Below are 18,070 nucleotides of genomic sequence, written 5' to 3' on the forward strand. Positions count from 1 at the left end.
GCACCCGGAGGACGCCACCCCTGCCGTCAGCCGCTCCATGCCGGGTGCCGTGGGTCGTCGGCGCGCACCAGGACGTCGGCCGCAGCGGCCGGGTCGGCCTCGCTCTCGTAGCGCTCGAAGGCGGGCAGGGTCCAGTGCTCGCCCTCCGGGGTGCGGCGGCGAAGAGCGCCCGGGGAGAGGAGGACGTGGACGGTCAGATCGAAGGGGAACCAGTTCTTCAGGAGGAGGGGACCGTGCATCAACAACAGGGCGTCGGACGGGAGTTGTACGTAGGGGCTGCGGGTCGCCCGGTCCGTGGCCGGGTCCCAGAGGTCGGGCAGGACGCGCCCCGTGCCACCGGGTTCGAGCGGACCGAAGACCTCACGCCACAGGGCAGCGGTGTCGAACCAGCCGTTGTAGTACGCCTCCACGTCCTGGTGCCCGTACTCGAAGCGGAGCGACGCCGGCCGGAGGAAACCCTCGGTGCCCACGACGAGCGAGGACCGGCCGCGTACCCGCAGCGCGTCCGACACCCGAGCGGCGAGGTCGCCGGGGCGTGCGGCGGGGGCGCCGTCGAAGGCGACACGCGGCCAGGGGGAGCCGTCGTCCGGTTTCAGGTCGAGGAGACGGTCGGCGAGGAGGTCGCCGAGCCGTTCCCAGGTGATCGCTTCGAATCGCACACGGTCCATGATGCCGCCCCGCGCATCCGCCCGAGCCGGCCGCGAGAGGGGCGCCCCTGTCACGTGACCACGCGGCCACCAGGGGGAATGAACCGCGTATGGCAGCGCTCGCTACTCCCCCGCCCCGTACCGGACTTGTCGTCGTGCAGGCGCTCAGGAAGAAGCACTGCGCGGAGTGCCGGGGCGGTCCGGTGGCGCTGCTCATGCTGGAGAACGGGGCGCCACGTTGCCTCGACTGCGCGGACCTGGGGCATCTGGTGTTCCTTCCGCGCGGCGACACCGCTCTCACCCGGCGGGCCAGGGAGGAGAGCGCGCTGTCGGCCGTGGTCGTGCGGTTCAACCGGCGCAGGAGCCGGTACGAGCGGCAGGGCGTCCTGGTGGAGGAGGCCGCGCTCGCCCGCGCCGAGGAGCGGTGCCTGGCGGACGCCGAGGCACGACGGCGCCGGCGGGTACGGGACGCACGGCGGCGGGCCGCCGAGGACGTGCGGTTCACGGACGCGTTCGCGGCGGAGATACGGCGGCTGTTCCCCGGGTGTCCGGCCGGTCGCGCCCGGGAGATCGCCGCTCACGCCTCCGTGCGCGGAAGCGGGCGGATCGGGCGCAGCGCGGCGGGCCGGGCGCTGTCGGAGGTGGCGGTGACCTCGGCGGTCATCGCGTCCGTCCGGCACGTGGACACGCCGTACGACCAGTTCCTGATGAGCGGTGTCGCACGGTACGAGGCCCGGCGCCGAATCGCGGGGACGGTCGAGACGAGACTGCGGGAGTGGCGGGCGGCGGGGTGAGCGCCCCACGCTCCCCACTGCCCACTCGCCACTGCCCGCTGCCCACTGCTGCGTGGACGTTCGCTTAGGAGGGTGCGCATTTCAGCCATGGTCACGCCGGCCGGGCGAGCGATCACTTGTGGTGACGACAGCGGGCGGGCAGGCTCTTCGAATTCGGGGGAACTAGGTGGGAGCGCACATGATCGACGGGCCGTACTTCGTGTTGACGGTGCTGGGGCTGCTGGGGACCGGGGTCGTGGCGGGCGTGTTCTGTGGGTTCTCGACCTTCGTGATGAAGGGATTGGCCTCGCTGCCGCCGGCGCAGGGGGCCGCCGCGATGCAGGCGATCAACGTCAGCGCCGTGACACCGGCGTTCATGCTCGTCTTCGTGGGTACGGCGGTGTTGTGCGCCGTACTGGCGGTGGTCACGTTCGTGCTGTGGCCGGACGACGGCACGGTCGCGTTGCTGCTGGGCAGCGCGCTGTATCTGTTCGGCTGCTTCGGCGTGACGATGGTGGCGAACGTACCGCGCAACGACGCGCTGGCCGCGCTGGACCCGGCCACACCGGAGGCGGCCGCCTACTGGCGGCGCTATGTGAACGAGTGGACGATATGGAACCACGTGCGGGCGGTGGCCTCGGCCGGCGCGACGCTCTGCTATCTGCTGGCGCTCGCCTGAGGCGTAGGCGGCGGGCGCGTCGTATCGTGGCGGGAGACGAGTGCCGCCCGCAGGCGGCACGCCCCACACCGATCCGACCCTCCCCCGTCGGCGTACGGCCTTGCCCGTACCCGCATGCGACACATGAGGGAGACGGCGATGGCCGATCCCAAGGGTTTCCTGACCACCCCGCGCGAGGAGTGGCCCCGCCGGCCCGTGCAGGAACGGGTGCGGGACTGGAACGAGGTGTACGTTCCGGGGGCGCTGCTGCCGATCATCAGCAAGCAGGCCGACCGCTGCATGGATTGCGGGATCCCGTTCTGCCACGACGCGTGTCCACTCGGCAACCTCATCCCCGAGTGGAACGACCTCGTCTCGCGGGAGGACTGGCGGGCGGCGAGCGACCGGCTGCACGCGACGAACAACTTCCCCGAGTTCACCGGGCGGTTGTGCCCCGCCCCCTGTGAGGCGGGATGTGTGCTGGCGATCAACCAGCCCGCCGTGACCATCAAGAACGTCGAGGTGGCGATCGCCGACCGGGCGTGGGAGGACGGCTTCACAACGCCGTGCCCGCCCGACCGGCTGACCGGGAAGACGGTGGCCGTCATAGGGTCCGGGCCCACGGGCCTGGCGGCCGCGCAGCAGCTGACCAGGGCGGGGCACACGGTCGCGGTGTACGAACGGGCGGACCGGGTCGGGGGGTTGCTGCGGTACGGGATTCCGGCGTTCAAGATGGAGAAGCGGCATCTGGACCGGCGGCTGGAGCAGATGCGGGAGGAGGGCACGAAGTTCCGTACCTCGACGAGCGTCGGGGAGGACATCGGGGCGGCCGAGTTGCGGGCCAGGTACGACGCCGTGGTGATCGCGACGGGCGCCACGGCCTGGCGTGAACTGGACGTGCCGGGGCGGGAGTTGGCCGGGATTCATCAGGCGATGGAGTATCTGCCGTTGGCCGACCGGGTCTGCGAGGGGGATCTGGAGGTCTCCCCGCTGTCGGCGGAGGGCAAGCACGTGGTGATCGTCGGCGGCGGCGACACGGGGGCGGACTGCCTGGGGACGGCGGTGCGTGAGGGCGCCGCGTCGGTGACCCAGTTGGACATCTATCCGCTGCCGGAGGCGGAGCGGGACGAGGACGTCGAGCCGTGGCCGACGTATCCGAAGATCTACCGGCTCTCGGCGGCGCACGAGGAGGCGCGCGATCTGCGGACGGCGCCGGCGGCGGATGCGGACGCGCGGCTGTTCGCGGCGTCCACGCTCCGCTTCACGGGCGACGAGGCGGGTCATGTGCGGGCGCTGCACCTGGTCGAGGTGGACGAGCGGCGCCGGCCGAAGCCGGGCACCGGGCGGTCGCTTCCCGCCGATCTCGTCCTGCTCGCCCTCGGTTTCTCCGGCCCCGACCGCCATGACGGGCTGATCGACCAGCTGGGGCTGGCGGTCGAACCGCGGGGCACGATCGCTCGCGGACCGGACTTCGAGACCAACGTCCCCGGTGTGTACGCGGCCGGGGACGCGGCCCGGGGACAGTCCCTGATCGTCTGGGCGATCGCCGAGGGCCGGGCGGTCGCCGCCGCGGTGGACCGCGGGCTCACCGGCGCGGAGCGGCTGCCGACGCCGATAGGCCCGTACGACCGGCCTATGACCGCGTAGCCGGCGCCGCCGACCGGCGCGGCGACAGGCGCTCCGCCGGAGTCGGAGGCGGTTCTAGCGTTCGTCCGTGCCCGCCACCTTGCCCGTCGCCAGGGCGATGCGGTTCCACGTGTTGATCGTGAGGATCAGGGACAGGACGTGGGCCAGTTCGGTGTCGTCGAAGTGGGCGGCGGCCTCCGCGTAGACGTCGTCGGGGACGCCGCGGTCGGCGACGAGGGTGACCGCTTCGGTGAGGGCGAGGGCCGCCTGCTCGCGCGGGGTGAAGAAGTGCCGGGCCTCCCGCCACACCGGGACCATGTGGAGGCGGTCCTCGCTCTCGCCGGCCTTGCGGGCGTCGTTGGTGTGCATGTGCAGGCAGTAGGCGCAGTGGTTGAGGTGGGAGGCGCGGATCTGGATCAGTTCGACGAGGGCCGGGTCGAGGCCCTCGCGGGCCGCCGCGTCGAAGCCGATGAGCGCGCGGAAGACGGGCCGCGCGGACTTGGCGAAGTCGATGCGGCGCGGCCGGGACGAGGTGTCGGTGGCGGTGGCTGTGGCGGTCGTGTTCGTCGTCGTGTTCGTCGTCATGACCATGAATCTATGAGGGGAAAAGACCTGCCGTAGGGTGCATTTCCATGGAGGATTCGTGGGTCAATTCCGCAGAGCGGATCGGCGCCGATCTGCATCTGGACCTGTCCGCCACCGGAGGACGGCGCGCCGCGCTCATCCGCGCCCTGCGGGACGCGATTCGGGGCGGTCGGCTGGCGCCCGGCACCCGGCTGCCTCCGTACCGCTCGCTGGCGGCGGATCTCGGGGTCGCCCGGAACACGGTCGCCGACGCGTACGCGGAACTGGTGGCCGAGGGGTGGCTGACGGCGCGGCAGGGCTCGGGCACACGGGTCGCCGAGCGGGCGGAACCGCTGAACGGGTCCGCCCGCGTCCCGAAGAAGGTGCCCGCACACGCGCGTGGGCCCCGGCACGATCTGCGGCAGGGCACCCCGGACGCGTCGTCGTTCCCGCGGGCGGCTTGGGCCGCGTCGTACCGGAGGGCGTTGGCGCAGGCGCCCAACGACGCGTTCGGACCCGGTGATCCGGCGGGCCGGATCGAGCTGCGCGAGGCGCTCACCGAGTATCTGGCACGCGCGCGTGGGGTGCGGACCGAGCCCTCGCGGATCGTGATCTGCTCCGGCTTCGCCCACGCCCTGCGGCTGCTCTTCCACGGCCAGGGCCACGGCCTGGTCCAGGTCCAGGACCAGGACCAGGACCGCGACAACAGCAAAGGCCCTGGTCACGGCCGGGTGCTGCGGGGGCCGCTGGCCGTCGAGTCGTACGGGCTCGGCTTCCACCGGGAGCTGCTGGCCGCGGCGTCCGTACGGACCGTTCCCCTGCCGCTGGACGAGGACGGGGCGCGGATCGACGGGCTGGACCGGGAGGGGGCCGTGCTGCTCACGCCGGCGCACCAGTTCCCCACCGGCGGGCCGCTGCACCCGTCCCGCAGGGCGGCCGTCGTCGACTGGGCACGCGCGCGTGGCGCGGTGGTGCTGGAGGACGACTACGACGGCGAGTTCCGCTACGACCGCAAGCCGGTCGGCGCCGTGCAGGGGCTGGACCCCGAGCGGGTCGTGCACATCGGTTCGGTCAGCAAGAGCCTGTCACCGGCGTTGCGCCTGGGCTGGATGGTGCTGCCGGAGCGGTATGTCGACGCGGCGCTGGAGGCCAAGGGCGAGCGGGAGGCGTGGGCGAGCGTCCCTGACCAGCTGGCGTTGGCGGACTTCATCGTCTCGGGGTCGTACGACCGTCACGTACGGCGTATGCGGCAGCGGTACCGGGCGCGGCGGGACCGGCTGGTGGCCGCCCTGGCCGCGCAGGCACCGCACATCGAGGTCACCGGGATCGCGGCCGGGCTGCACGCGGTGCTGCGACTGCCGCCCGGCACCGAGCGGTCCGTGGTGCGGGCGGCGACCTGGCAGGGCATCGCGCTCGACGGGCTGGCCGAGTTCCGGCATCCGGAGGCGACGGACCGGGACGCCCCGGACGGGCTGGTCGTGGGCTACGCGACGCCCCCGGAACATGCGTACGGCGCGGCGGTGGAGGCGTTGTGCGGGGTGCTGCCGCCGGGGTGAGCGGGCCGACCGGCTGCTGCGCGGCCCGTGCGCCGAGCCTCGACCACGAGGGCACCTATAGCCCGTTCGACAAGAAATCAACCCCGGTGGGACGATTGCGTGAGGAGGCAAGGCACTGCTGCCCGCACCGCATGACAACACGGCGGTGGCCTGCCCCCATCCTTCGTTCCGTCGTCAGGCGTAGGGCCCCTCCCGCGCGTCCCCCCTGTTGACGGCAGGTCCTGGAGGGTGTTGATGACGACGCTCGACGAACGTCACGGAGAACACGGACAAGGTGCGCGCGGCGGGCGACCGGTCCGGAGTGACGGCACATCCGCATCCGGCTCGCGCGTCGTGTCCCTGACCCAGGCGACGGCCTCGCTGCGACCGCTCACCGGTTCCAAGGCGGCCCACCTCGCACGAGCGGCTCGCGCGGGGCTCCCGGTGCTGCCCGGATTCGTGCTCCCGCCCGGCTGCGACATGCCCCCGGGGCCGTCCGACCGGCACGGCCCCCACCCCGCCCAGGAGGACACCGGCGCCTCTGGCAGCGTCGCGCACGCCTGGGCCGAGCTGTCCCGGCGCGGTACGCGCCCTCTCGTCGTGCGGTCCTCCTCGCCGCAGGAGGACACGGAGGAGTCGTCCTTGGCGGGCCGGTTCGACTCGGTGCTCGATGTGCGGGGGTGGGAGGAGTTCCGGGCGGCGGTACGGACCGTGCGGGACTCGGCGCGGCCGGCGGACGGTACCGACGTGCCCATGGCGGTGCTCGTCCAGCCGATGCTCAGGGCCCGGGTGGGAGGCGTGCTGTTCGGAGCGGATCCCGTGGCGGGGCGGACCGACCGCATACTGGTCAGCGCGGTACGCGGCGGACCGGACACGCTGGTCAGCGGTGAACAGCCGGGGACCAACTACTGGCTGACCCGAAGGGGACGCCTGCTGCGCACGGAGGCGCCGCCACCGCCGCCCCCACCACCAGAGACAGCCCGACCGTCAGGGACACCGCCGCGCACCGAGGCCCCGCCGCCCCCCGGATCACCTGCCCCGGCCGTCCATCCAGCACCGCCTCCTGGAACACCCACCCCCACCGCCCGTCCGGCCCCGCCCCCCGACCCCATCCCCCTCCTCACCCCCTCCGAGCTGCGTCGGCTCGCGCGGCTGGCGCGGCGGGCCGCCCGGGTTTTCGGGGGGCCGCAGGACATCGAGTTCGGGTTCGACGACGACGGACGGCTGTGGCTGTTCCAGAGCCGCCCGATCACGGCGATGGCGGCGCGTCCACCCCGTGGGGCCCGGCTGCTCGGCCCGGGGCCGGTGGCCGAGACCCTGCCGGGCCGGCTGGAGCCGCTGGAGGAGGACCTGTGGCTGGCGCCCATGGCGCGCGGGCTGGCCGCCGCGCTGGACCTCGGCGGCACCGCGTCCCGGCGGCTGCTGCGGACCCTGCCGGTGGTGACGACGGTCGGCGGTCGGGCGGCGGCCGATCTGCGGCTGCTGGGCGCCGTCCCGCCGAGGCACCGCCTGCTCGCGTTGCTGAACCCCGCCACGGGCGCCCGGCGGCTCGGTGCGGCCTGGCGGGTGGGCCGGCTGGCGTCGACGTTGCCGGGACTGGCGACGGACCTGGTGGCGGACGTGGACCGGCGGCTCGCGGAGATCCCGGCGCCCTCGCTGCTGCGGGCCGCGGCGTTGGTGTCGTCGCTGCGCTGGACGCGCGCCGCCCTGGTGTCCCTGCACGCCCAGGAGGCGTTGGCGGGCGCTCTCCTTCCGGCACCCCGTGTCACGGCCGCGAGCGCCGCACTCGCCGCCCTCACCGAGCCGTGGGCCCGGGGCCTGCCGGACGACCGGCTGATCGCCGCCGAACCCGTTCTGCTGGCCCTGACTCCGCCCAGCCTGTGGGAGCCCCCGCGGTTGCCGAGGACCGAGGGCGCACCCCGGCCACGACAGGACTCCTCGTCGAACGGCGAGGGCCCCTCCTCCCCGGGCGCCCGTCCCGACCGCGCCCTCGACAGCCGCGCGATCCCCCCGCCCTCCGCCTCCGTCGGCGCGCTCCCGCCCCGTGAGGCCCTCCGTCTGCGCATCCGGTGGGTGCAGGAGTTGCAGGTGCGGCTGGTGCGGGAGGCGGCTCACCGGCTGAGCGTGCGTGGTGTGCCGGGCGGGCCACGGCGTGTGGGGCTGCTGCGGTGGAAGGAGTTCATGACCGCGCTGGAGGGCGGCCCGTTGCCCCGCGATCTCGGGGAGCGGCTGCCGCGGCCGGGGTCCGCCCCGCTCCCGGACGCGTTCCGGCTGACGGACAGCGGTGTGGTCGTCGCCGAGCGGACCGTCCGGCATCCGGGCGACGGGCGCGAGGGCCGCCGGGACGGAGAGCCGGGCGGCGGCCGGGGTGTGTCCGCGGGGCGGGCCGTCGGCACCGCGTGGGACGGCGAGGGGGCGGGGCCCGACGACGCGGTGCTCGTGGTCCGCACCCTCGACCCGGCGTTCGCGCCACTGCTGCCGCGCCTCGCGGGGCTGGTCGCGCAGACGGGCAGCCCGCTGTCCCATCTGGCCGTGCTCGCCCGGGAGGTCGGGGTGCCGACGGTGGTCGGTGCCGACGACGCGGTACGCCGTTTCCCGCCGGGCACCCGGCTGACGGTCGACGGCACCTTCGGCGACGTACGGCCGGAGGAGCCACGATGAAGCGGCTGGCCTATCTCTTCGCGGGTGCCGCGGCGGTCGGGGCGGCCGGGTACTTCGTGGTCTACCTCTATCGATGGCAGTGGCAGCGGGCCATCCTCTGCGGAGTGGTGCTGCTGATCGTCGGGGTGCTGCTGCTGGGGATCGTGCTGTGGGGGCGGCTGGCGCGGATCGAGGAGCGGATCCGGGAGAGCGACCGGCGGCAGCAGGACGTGCTGGCGCGGCTCCGGCAGACGCAGACGCGGGAGCAGGGCGAGCGGGGGGACCGGTTCCGTTGGCTGGAGGACCCGGCGAACCGAACGTATGTCTTCGTGCCGGTCCTCATGGTGACCGGAGTGGTGCTGTCCGGGATCGCCTGGCTGGTGCAGCGGATCGCGTCGGCGACGGCCCGGCCGGCCGCCGACCGGCGCCTGGCCGGGCAGCTGTCCGTACTGGCCGCGCCCGATCCGGCGCCGGAGACCGATCTGGAGGACGAGCCGCCGCTGGGTGCGGGCCGCCGGGGCAGGGCGGCCCGGCTGATCACGGTGGGGGTCGTCGGCGCGGCGCTCTTGGCGTCGCTCGTCGTGGGGCTCGCGGACCTCACCCAGACCAGGAAGCAGGAGCGGAACGGGTCCGAGGCGACATCGGTGCTGGTCAGGGTCGACATGCGAGGGGTGCCCGTGACCACCGAGCGGCAGGCCATGGCGGCGACACAGGCGTGGGAGCGGTGCCGTAACTCGACCTCGGTGCCGCTGCGCCGGACCACGCTCGGCGAGCTGGGCGACGGCCTGTTCGCGGGCATCGTCCGGCCCGCCCTCACCGACCACGACCGTCTGCGGCTGCGCGGCTGCCTGGAGGACAGCGAGGTGGACCGCGCCAGTCTCACGGTGGTCGGCATCGGCGACACGGACGAGGGATGAGCGCGACACAAGATCGTTGCAAAATACATGAATTTGGTGAGTTTGCGCACATCAGGACAGATCACCCGATAGTGCCGGGTTACGCTTCGAATGGGTCCTCCACCGGAGGCCCTTTTTCCGCGCCCTCCACCCCCACCCCTCGGGTCGCCCATGTCTGTCAGCCTCGCGCCGTCCTCCGTACGTCCCGGTTCGCCGTCCCCCGCTCCTGTTCGCCCCGGCACCCGCCCCCGCTCGCTGCGCCGCCGGGTCGCCCACATCATCGTCGGCATCCTGCTCGGCTACTTCGCCCTGTGGGCCGCCGGCACGCTCGGGATCCTGGCCGCGTCGTACGTCGCGCGCGAGTCGACCGCCCCACCTGCCGGCACCCGGGCGGTGCAGGGCATCCACAACTTCCAGCCGGTCGGCACCGCGGGCAAGCTGTGGCGAGGGGCGGCCCCCTCCCCCGCCGGCTACCGGGCGCTCTCCGACCTCGGCTTCGCCACGGTCGTCGACCTGCGCGCCGAGCACCTGTCCGCCGCACAGCTCGCCAAGCCGCGCGAGGCCGGTCTGGACGTCGTGCGAGTGCCGATGCGGGACGGGCAGACGCCCAGCCCGGAGCAGGTGCAGCGGCTGCTCGACACCGTGACCCAGAGCTCCGGACCGGTGTTCGTGCACTGCGGCGCCGGCGTCGGCCGTACGGGGACGATGGCGGCGGCGTACCTCGTGCGCACCGGCCAGGCGGACGCGGGGGCCGCCGTGTGGCGCAACCTGTCGGTCGGGCCGCCGTCGATCGAGCAGATCTACTACGGGCTGAACCTGGAGGAGGAGCGGGCGACCGAGAAGCCGCCGCTGTCGGTGGTCACCCTCAGCCGCCTCGTGGACGCGCCGCGCCGCATCTGGTCGTACCTGTAGCCCACGCGCCCGCCGCCGCGCCCCACCCGCGGCCCTGCGTCAAGGCGCGGTTGACGCGTGCCATCACCGGCACACGGGGGCCGTGGGCGAGCACAGGGACCCGCGGCAAACAATGATCAATTCAGGGTCAACATAGGGGAACGGCTGAACAACAGGCAGTGCGCGACAAGTCAGGAGAGCAGGAAGTCGGCCACCCCCGCCTTGGCGCCCTGGATGAAGGCGTTCATCTCGTCGGGCGTGTAGATGAGGGCCGGCCCGTCGGGGTCGGTGGACTGCCGTACGGCGATACGGCCGTCGGCGAGCTTCATCGCCTCCAGGCAGTTCCCGCCGTTGCCGCCGCTCCAGGGCTTGTGCCAGCCTTCGCTGCCCAGCTCCCGGGCGGGCATCCCGTTGTAGACGCGGATGTGCGACCGCGCGTGGGTGCGCGACTGCGGCTTGATGCGATCCATTCGGTGTCTTCAGAGCTCCTTGCGGAGATCCCGGAGGATCTCCTTCGTGCGTTGTGCCGTGGCGGCCTGGGCCGCCATGCGGTCCATGACCTCGAGGTGGGTCGCCACCTCGGAGCGGTCGTCCAGGTAGACGGCGCCGGTCAGGTACTCGCTGTAGACCATGTCCGGGAGTTCGGGCATGGCGAAACGGAACAGGACGAACGGCCCGTACGTACCGGGGTGCGGTCCTGTGTCGAAGGTGGTGACCTGCACGGTCACCCGGGGCAGCTCCGCGACCTCCAGCAGTCTGTCGAACTGGGCGCGCATGACGTCGGGGCCGCCGACGGGACGGCGCAGGGCGGTCTCGTCCATGACGAACCAGAGCCGCGGCGCGTCCGCGCGGGTGAGCAGTTCCTGTCTCTGCATGCGCAGCGCGACATGCCGTTCGATGTCGTCGGGTCTGGTCTGGCCGATGGCGCCCGAGACCATCACCGAGCGGGCGTAGTCCTCGGTCTGCAGCAGCCCGGGGACGAAGTGCGGGTCGTAGCTGCGGATGAGGGCTGCCGCGCCCTCCAGGCTGACGTACATGGAGAACCAGTTCGGCAGGATGTCGTGGAACCTCTGCCACCAGCCGGGTTTGTTGGCCTCCTCCGCGAGCCGGACGAAGGTCTCGGCCTCCTCGTCACCGACGCCGTACGCCTTCAGCAGGAGCTGGAGGTAGGGGATCTTGAGGGCGACCTCGGCGGTCTCCATCCGGCGGACCGTGGCCGGCGCGACGTGCAGGATGCGCGCGGCGTCCTCCCGCCGGATGCCCGCGCGCTCCCGCAGATCCAGCAGACGCCGGCCGAGCACCACCTGGCCGACCGTCGGCGCGGACCGCGGCTCGCTCATCTCGCAACTCCATCCGACCGTGAAAAGCCCCGACACGAACCCCGTACACCTGGTCCCCACAGCCCGGCGGCGCCATACGGAAGTCCGCGGCTCACATGCGTTTCCGCATACATACGGACACTGTGCGTACATGTGAACGTTGTGCGAGGGATTTCCAACTGGCGCCGCTACACGTGCTGTTGCGTGCAGTGTGCCATGACCGTTCAGAGAGTCATACGGCACTCTGCAATTTTCAGAGTGACACTTGCCAAGTGTTCATGGCGCGGCGATAGTGGCAAGCGTGATTCCGCCCCCTGCGCCGTTAGGAACAGACGCCGCCGGTGACCGCCTCGGTCCCGGTCCGGCCGCCGGGGCGCGCCCCGAGACCACCGCCGACCGCCGGTTTCGATTCGAGCTGGCAGCGCACCCGGGTGCCGTGGCACAAGCCCGGCGCGTGACGCGTACCCAGCTCAACGGCTGGTCCCTCTGCGAGGACACCTGCGACACGGCGGCCCTCGTCGTGTCCGAGCTGGTGACCAACGCGATCGTGCACACCGCGAGCGCCCAGATCGTCTGCGAGCTCCAGGACGGCGACGACCTGGTGCGGATAGCGGTACGCGACGAGGGCTGCGCCCCCGGTGAGCCGCATCCCTCACCGCAGCGGCCGGAGGAGGAACACGGCCGGGGGCTGCTGCTCATAGAGTCCCTCTGCCGCTCCTGGGGCGCCCAGCCCGCCGGCATGGGGCTCCTGGTCTGGGCCGACGTGCCCCGTGGCGTACTGGACGGGGGCGGCGCCGCCCGGTCCGACCTGGGCTGGGGCGCGAAGAAACCACCGAACGACGATCGCGGCGGCGAGGCGGACGCCTTCCACCGCGGCGGGGCACGGATCGAGCCCCGTGCGATGCCCGAACGGGGCAGGACGGGGGCCGAATGGGTGTGAGCGCGTCGATCGGCCCCACCGGTGGCATCGGTGGGGGCAGAGTGGCCCGCGTGGTGAGCCTCGACACCCTGACCCGCCTGCGCCGCGCCCAGCGGCCCGCCGCGACGCCTCGTCCCATCCCTCTGCCCGAGGGCATGACCACCCCCATGGGCTGCGACGCGGTCGCGGTCCCGGCGGGCATCGGCCCGCTGGTCCTGCCCCGGTTGCCCCGTGTGGGCTGTGTCTACGCCGACCGGGACCACTGGTGGTGGCTCGTTCCGGCCGACTCCGACTACGCGCTGGAGTGGCCGGAGCCGGCGCGGTACACCACCGGAGCGTTGGTCTCCGACGGTTCGGCCGCGCTCATCCACCGGCCGGAGGGGACGATTCCCTATACGCCGCCGATACCGCTGTACCTGGCGGTGTGCCGGGTGACGGGGACGACGCCGGCGTGGTCGCGGACGATGACCGCCTGAGGACCACGGCGCGGCGATGACGGCGTGAAGGCCGCGGCGGACGATGACGGTTTGAAGGCCGCGGCGGACGATGACGGCTTGAAGGCCGACGGTTCGCCTTCTGCCGGGCCGCGCGTGTTGTGCGCTGAGTCCGCCTTCCGGGTGGGGACGTGCTGTCTCATGGTCGGGTGCGGGTGACCGAGTGGCTGATCGCGCCGTTCCCCGCGCCCCTTGAAGGCCCCGCGGCCCTCCCGGGGGCGGCTCCGGGGTGTGTCGCGGCGCGCGTCCTTCCGCGCCCGAGCGCCCGGTGTGCTCCGGCAGGGTGAGGTGTCGCTCCCGTGCGCCCTGGTCCGGGGCGGGGCGGGGGGCCATAGTGGCCCTCGGCGACGACTCGGGGGAGGGCGCGGGTGCGGAAGGCGCGGGACAGGGCGAAGCCGGAGACGTCGGAGTCGGAGCAGCTGCTGTTCGGAGGGCCGCTGCGCTACGACATGGGCTGGTCGCAGCACGCGGACGCCTTCCTGGAGCTGAACTTCCGGGGGATGGTGCGCCGGCTGCCGTCCCTGCTGGCGTCCAGTTTCCGGCTGGCCTGGCAGGCGGACCGGCGGGCCGCCCGGACCGTGCTGGCCGCCGAGACGGGCCGCGGCCTCGCCCAGGCGGTGAGCCTGCTCGCGATGAACGCCGTCCTCGCCCGGCTGATGACCGACGGCACGGTCGAGGAGCGGTTGCGGGGAGCCGTTCCCGCACTGATCACCATCGCCGCCGTGACCCTGGTGGCCACCCTGCTGCGGGCCGCCTCGACGTACGCCACGGGCCGTCTGGAACCCAAGGTGGAGCGGGTCGCGACCGAGCTGTACCTGGAGCGGGCGGCTGCCGTGGAGCTGTCCGCGATCGAGGACGACGGCTTCCACAAACTCCTCGACACCGCCAAGTACGGCGCCCAGTCGGCCCGCCGCATGATCAGTTACTCCGCGCACGTGGTGAACGCGCTGATCTCCCTGATCGCCGCGGCCGGTGTGCTGACGGTGCTGCACCCGGCCCTGCTGCCGCTGCTCGTCACGATGACGCTGCCGAGCGCGTGGAGCGCGCTGACGATCGCCCGCCGCCGCTACGCGTCGTTCCACGCCTGGGTGCAGCACGCGCGCGCGGGTTATCTGATCGGCTCCCTGCTGATCGAGCCGGAGGCCGCCCCGGAGATCCGGGTGCACGGAGTGGGCCCGTTCCTGCTGCGTCACTTCCGCTCCATGTCGGAGACCGCGGAGGCCGAGCAGGCCCGCCTGGCCCGGCTCGCGGCCCGCACGGGGCTGTACGCGGCCGTCTGGACCGGCCTCGCCACCGTGGCGACGTACGCGACGCTGGGCGGGCTGCTCCTCGCCGGGGCCATGGCGCTGTCCGTGGCCGGTACGGCGGTCATCGCGATCCGCACGGGCTCCGCCAGCCTCGACACGCTCGTCCTGGAGGTGAACTCCCTGCACGAGGAGGCGCTCTTCGTCGGTGACATGGAGCGCCTGTACGTCGAGGCCGCCAAGCGCGCGATCCCGGTGGGCGGTGTCCCGCTGCCAGAGGACCCGCGCGAGATCCGCGTGCGGAACGTGACCTTCACCTACCCGGGGAAGGCCACCCGGCCCGCGCTGGACGATGTGACGCTGAACGTGCCGCTGGGCAAGATCGTGGCGCTCGTCGGGGAGAACGGCTCGGGCAAGACGACGCTGGTCAAGCTGCTGGCGGGGCTGTACACCCCCGACCGGGGCACGATCATGTGGGACGACGTGGACGCGGCGGCAGCCGACCGGCACCAGCTCGCCGAGCGCATCGCGATGGTCGCGCAGGACTTCAAGCGGTGGCCCTTCACCGCCCGCGTCAACATGGCGATCGGCCGCCCGTCCGCGCCGCTCACCGAGGAACGGCTCGCCTCGTCGGTCGCCGAGGCCGGGGCGCAGGACGTGGTGGACGACCTGCCGCGCGGCCTCGACACCCTGCTGGCGCGCGGATTCAGTGGCGGGCACGAGCTGTCCGGCGGCCAGTGGCAGCGCCTCGGGATCGCGCGGGCCGCGTACCGGCGGGGGCGCATCCTCATCGTGGACGAGCCGACCGCCGCCCTGGACGCGCGCGCCGAGCTGGAGGTCTTCGAGAAGATCCGCGCCCTGGCCGGGACCGGGCAGACCGTCGTGCTCATCACGCACCGGCTGGCGTCCGTACGCCACGCCGACCTGGTGCACGTCCTCGACCAGGGCCGTCTCGTGGAGTCCGGCACCCCGCAGGAGCTGCTGGCCAAGGGCGGGGTGTACGCGGAGCTGTACGCGCTCCAGGCGGAGCAGTTCGCGGTCGAGGTACCGGTGGGGAAGGTGCCCGCCCCGAAGGCGGGGTGAACTCAGGCGGGGGCGGCCGCGGCGGTGTCGGCGCCGCGCACGATGACCAGGAACATGTCCGTCGCTATGTCCATCACGACTTCCGCCTGCTGCCCCTCCAGGCGGGCGGCGTGCGCCAACTCCTCGGCCGGCCACGAGCCGCGCGGCCCACCGGCGGGAAAGCGCCCCAGCACCGTTCGCACGTTCACCCTGCACCTCCATGTAGCGCTGTACTCGTAGAGTTAAACGCCAACCATGGCCTGAACGGCTCTTCCAGTGACGCTACTGAGACGTAGTTGACACGGGGTCAATGCCGGAGCGTGAGATACCTCGCAGAAACCACACGTTCCGGTGACATTACGTGCCACCTCTCGTACGCGTCGTGACAGCAGCTCCTCTCACCGTGCGTGGACAGCGGCTCACCCATGGTCAACGGCGTACGTCGGGTACCGGAGAAGGCCCACCTCATGCGGCCTGACGGGGAGCATTCGCGCGCAAGCTCGCGCGGGCCGGGCTGTTGGGCGTGATGAGCCCTTGCTTACGCCGTGAGCCCCGGTCCCACGCCCCTTCGCACCGCCGGCCCGCCGGACCCCGGCCCGTTCAGCGCGTCGGTCGCGTCGGGCGCGTAGGGCGCGTCCGGGAGGCTGATACCGGTGTGTCGCTGAGCGCGGGCGAGCTGGACGAGGAGGGCGGTGAGCTGCTCGGTGTGGTGGCGGCCGAGCCGTCCGGTGTCGTCCAGGTGGACCGCGCAGGCGGTGGTGGTGTCGACGAGCTGTTCGAGGACGGCGGCGATCTCGTCGGCGCCCTCGCTGTGCCGGGCCAGGGTGGGGTGTTCGGCCCCGGCGAGGGCGATCGCGGTGCGGGCGCCGGCGAGGGTGCGGTATGCCTCGCGGCGCAGGGTCCAGCGGGCGGCGCGGTCGTCGGACTCCAGTACGTGGGCGAGGTAGGCGTGGGCGGCCGTGGCCGCTTCGCCGAGCCGGGCGCGTACGGCGCCGCCGCGCTGCCCCTTCGGTATCGGCAGATGGCCGACCATCAGGACGATGGCGCACGCCAGCAGGGTCTCGCCGATCCGGCTCCAGGACGCCTGGGGCTCGCCGCCGACCATGACGAGGGCGAGGACGAGCACGGTGACGACGGCGGTCTGGGCGGCGAAGTGCCGGGTGGCGACGGGGATGAGGGCGCCGCTGACCGCGACCAGCGCGACGAGGCCCTCCGGCCGGGGCAGTACGGCGGCGAAGCCGGCGAAGAGCACGGCGCCCAGTACGGTCCCGGCCGCCCGGCACAGCACCCGGGACACGAGCGGCCCGAGGTCGGGCTTGACCAGGAACACGGCGGTCGCGGGGAGCCAGTACCAGTGCTCGTGGTGCAGCGCCTGGGCCACGGCCGCGCCGGCGCCGAAGGAGAGGGCGACGCGGAGCCCGTACTCGCGGCCACCGGCCCCGAGCGCCAGGCCGAGGAGCGATCCGACGGTACGGGGCCGGGCATGGAGGGTGCGTGCGTCGCCCCGGTCGAAGGTCTCGGCGGCGTGCAGCAGCGCGTCGTCGAGGGCGCGCAGCGCGGGCGCGCAGCGGGAGGGCGCGGGCAGCGGCCCGGTGGCGGTGTTGCCGCGCACGGCCTCGGCGAGGCGCCGGGGTCCTTCCGAGGCGCGGCCGACGACGTCGTCCCCGGCCCAGGCCAGCGCGGTGGCCGCCTCGGCGAGCGGCAGGGCGGCCGCGTACTGGGCGTGCAGCCGCCGTTCGGTCGACGAGCTGGCGTACCGCCGCAGCCGGGGCCCGGCGAGCGCGTCCTGGGCGTGGTCGAGAGCGGCGGTGAGCGCGGCCCGGCGGGCGGTCGCGTCGGGTGTGCCGACGGCGTCGAGCAGCGCGGCGATCGCGTCGTACACGGCGGCGACGGCGTCGCGTTCCCCGTCGAACCGGTAGTCGCCGCCGGTCAGCGCCCCGGGGGTGGGCAGGGCGAGGCGCAGGGCGAGCAGCCATCCGGCCCCGGCGAGATAGGCGAGCGCCCGCTGCCACCCCGTCTCCGGCAGGGGCATCCCGGCCCCGATGGCGGCGGCGACGAGCAGTTGGGTACCGGCACCGGAGGCGACGGGCCCGACGGCGCTCATACCGCCGGCGAGCAACCCGAGCGCGGTGAGCAGGAGCGTGAGGACCACCGCCCCGGCGTACTGGCCGGCGTACGTCCCGACCAGCAGTCCCGCGGCACCGGCGAGCGCGGGCACGCCGAGCCGCTGCACCGAGACCCGGCGGCTGCCGGGCCGGTCGTTGATCCCGGCGAGCATGGCGCCGAGCGCGGCGACCACCCCGACGGAGGGGTGTCCGGTGAGCAGGGCGACGGTGAGCAGCGGCCCTGCGGCCAGTGCTCCGCGCACCACCGCGTTCCAGGGCACCGGCCCCCTTTGCGCACGCAGAGCATGAGCGAGCCAGGGGGGCAGGGCGGTGCGGTGTGCGGGGCGGGACACGGGGCTCCTGTCGTCGGGGAGGCGGAGGTGTGCCTTCGGGCGACGGTGGCCGGGGCGCGGGTGGGGGCCGTGATGTCCACGGTAGGTCCCGGATCAGGAGTTTGTGGAACGCTCGTATTACCGCGATGTGACGATACTTGGAAAGGCCACGTTCTTTATGAACGCAATTACCGCGGGAGCGCACAGGATTGTGCCGGAACTCACATGGTCCGCACCAGAACTCCTATGACCTGGAACAGCACTCCTATGGCCCCGAGCAGCACTCCCATGACCCGGAACAGCACTCCTATGGCCCGGGGCAGTACTCCCACGGCCCGGAGACAGAAGCGGGCCCGAGGGCGTAG

16 protein-coding genes are annotated in these 18,070 nt (G+C 73.2%); 10 read left to right on the forward strand and 6 right to left on the reverse strand.

The window, feature by feature from the left end; genetic code table 11:
• Positions 1-26: 26 nt before the first annotated feature.
• Complete coding sequence (locus ACZ4Z2_RS05370) at positions 27-668, reverse strand: nucleoside/nucleotide kinase family protein (RefSeq protein WP_468072574.1); 642 nt, start codon at positions 666-668, stop codon at positions 27-29.
• 89 nt (positions 669-757) lie between these two features.
• Between ACZ4Z2_RS05370 and ACZ4Z2_RS05375 the strand changes: the two genes are divergently transcribed.
• The 3 genes from ACZ4Z2_RS05375 to ACZ4Z2_RS05385 all read left to right on the forward strand — a co-directional run bounded on the left by ACZ4Z2_RS05375 (position 758) and on the right by ACZ4Z2_RS05385 (position 3,725).
• Positions 758-1,441: a DUF2293 domain-containing protein gene (locus ACZ4Z2_RS05375; protein ID WP_468072576.1), complete on the forward strand. Its 684-nt coding sequence runs from the start codon at positions 758-760 to the stop codon at positions 1,439-1,441.
• Between the two features lie 178 nt (positions 1,442-1,619).
• The gene (locus ACZ4Z2_RS05380; RefSeq protein WP_468072578.1) at positions 1,620-2,099 is read left to right on the forward strand and encodes an anthrone oxygenase family protein; all 480 of its coding nucleotides are present in this window, start codon (positions 1,620-1,622) and stop codon (positions 2,097-2,099) included.
• Between the two features lie 138 nt (positions 2,100-2,237).
• The gene (locus tag ACZ4Z2_RS05385) at positions 2,238-3,725 is read left to right on the forward strand and encodes a glutamate synthase subunit beta (protein WP_468072580.1); all 1,488 of its coding nucleotides are present in this window, start codon (positions 2,238-2,240) and stop codon (positions 3,723-3,725) included.
• 54 nt (positions 3,726-3,779) lie between these two features.
• Here ACZ4Z2_RS05385 and ACZ4Z2_RS05390 read toward each other — a convergent pair whose 3' ends face one another.
• On the reverse strand, positions 3,780-4,295 hold the full coding sequence (locus ACZ4Z2_RS05390) for a carboxymuconolactone decarboxylase family protein (RefSeq protein WP_468072582.1): 516 nt from the start codon (positions 4,293-4,295) through the stop codon (positions 3,780-3,782).
• Positions 4,296-4,336: 41 nt separating this feature from the next.
• Here ACZ4Z2_RS05390 and ACZ4Z2_RS05395 point away from each other — a divergent pair, with 41 nt between their 5' ends.
• The 4 genes from ACZ4Z2_RS05395 (at position 4,337) to ACZ4Z2_RS05410 (ending at position 10,251) form a co-directional block, all read left to right on the forward strand.
• A complete protein-coding gene (locus tag ACZ4Z2_RS05395) occupies positions 4,337-5,824 on the forward strand; it encodes an aminotransferase-like domain-containing protein (RefSeq protein ID WP_468072584.1) in 1,488 nt (495 codons plus the stop codon).
• A gap of 234 nt (positions 5,825-6,058) precedes the next feature.
• Positions 6,059-8,464: a PEP/pyruvate-binding domain-containing protein gene (locus ACZ4Z2_RS05400; RefSeq protein WP_468072586.1), complete on the forward strand. Its 2,406-nt coding sequence runs from the start codon at positions 6,059-6,061 to the stop codon at positions 8,462-8,464.
• Positions 8,461-9,360, forward strand: coding sequence for a hypothetical protein (locus ACZ4Z2_RS05405; protein ID WP_468072587.1), 900 nt, complete (start codon positions 8,461-8,463; stop codon positions 9,358-9,360). Before ACZ4Z2_RS05400 ends, ACZ4Z2_RS05405 begins: the two co-directional genes overlap by 4 nt.
• Positions 9,361-9,510: 150 nt before the next feature.
• Positions 9,511-10,251, forward strand: a complete 741-nt coding sequence (locus ACZ4Z2_RS05410; RefSeq protein ID WP_468072589.1) for a protein-tyrosine phosphatase family protein — start codon at positions 9,511-9,513, stop codon at positions 10,249-10,251.
• A gap of 170 nt (positions 10,252-10,421) precedes the next feature.
• On the opposite strand, the gene ACZ4Z2_RS05415 is transcribed toward ACZ4Z2_RS05410, so the two are convergent.
• Positions 10,422-10,700 (reverse strand): DUF397 domain-containing protein, encoded by a 279-nt coding sequence (locus ACZ4Z2_RS05415; RefSeq protein WP_468072591.1) that lies wholly within the window; start codon positions 10,698-10,700, stop codon positions 10,422-10,424.
• A gap of 9 nt (positions 10,701-10,709) precedes the next feature.
• Positions 10,710-11,570 carry a helix-turn-helix domain-containing protein gene (locus ACZ4Z2_RS05420; protein ID WP_468072593.1) on the reverse strand — a complete coding sequence of 287 codons (861 nt, stop codon included), beginning with the start codon at positions 11,568-11,570 and terminating at the stop codon, positions 10,710-10,712.
• A 271-nt stretch (positions 11,571-11,841) separates the two neighbouring features.
• Between ACZ4Z2_RS05420 and ACZ4Z2_RS05425 the strand changes: the two genes are divergently transcribed.
• The 3 genes from ACZ4Z2_RS05425 to ACZ4Z2_RS05435 all read left to right on the forward strand — a co-directional run bounded on the left by ACZ4Z2_RS05425 (position 11,842) and on the right by ACZ4Z2_RS05435 (position 15,289).
• Positions 11,842-12,489 carry an ATP-binding protein gene (locus ACZ4Z2_RS05425; RefSeq protein ID WP_468072595.1) on the forward strand — a complete coding sequence of 216 codons (648 nt, stop codon included), beginning with the start codon at positions 11,842-11,844 and terminating at the stop codon, positions 12,487-12,489.
• Complete coding sequence (locus ACZ4Z2_RS05430; RefSeq protein WP_468072597.1) at positions 12,480-12,944, forward strand: hypothetical protein; 465 nt, start codon at positions 12,480-12,482, stop codon at positions 12,942-12,944. The genes ACZ4Z2_RS05425 and ACZ4Z2_RS05430 overlap by 10 nt, the downstream gene beginning before the upstream one ends.
• 386 nt (positions 12,945-13,330) lie before the next feature.
• Positions 13,331-15,289, forward strand: a complete 1,959-nt coding sequence (locus ACZ4Z2_RS05435; RefSeq protein ID WP_468072599.1) for an ABC transporter ATP-binding protein — start codon at positions 13,331-13,333, stop codon at positions 15,287-15,289.
• A gap of 2 nt (positions 15,290-15,291) precedes the next feature.
• Here the strand turns inward: ACZ4Z2_RS05435 and ACZ4Z2_RS05440 are convergent, their stop codons facing one another.
• On the reverse strand, positions 15,292-15,477 hold the full coding sequence (locus ACZ4Z2_RS05440; RefSeq protein WP_468072601.1) for a hypothetical protein: 186 nt from the start codon (positions 15,475-15,477) through the stop codon (positions 15,292-15,294).
• 329 nt (positions 15,478-15,806) lie between these two features.
• Complete coding sequence (locus tag ACZ4Z2_RS05445; RefSeq protein ID WP_468072603.1) at positions 15,807-17,726, reverse strand: FUSC family protein; 1,920 nt, start codon at positions 17,724-17,726, stop codon at positions 15,807-15,809.
• Positions 17,727-18,070 lie beyond the last annotated feature (344 nt).

This window comes from Streptomyces sp. NPDC030183 (assembly GCF_055573455.1).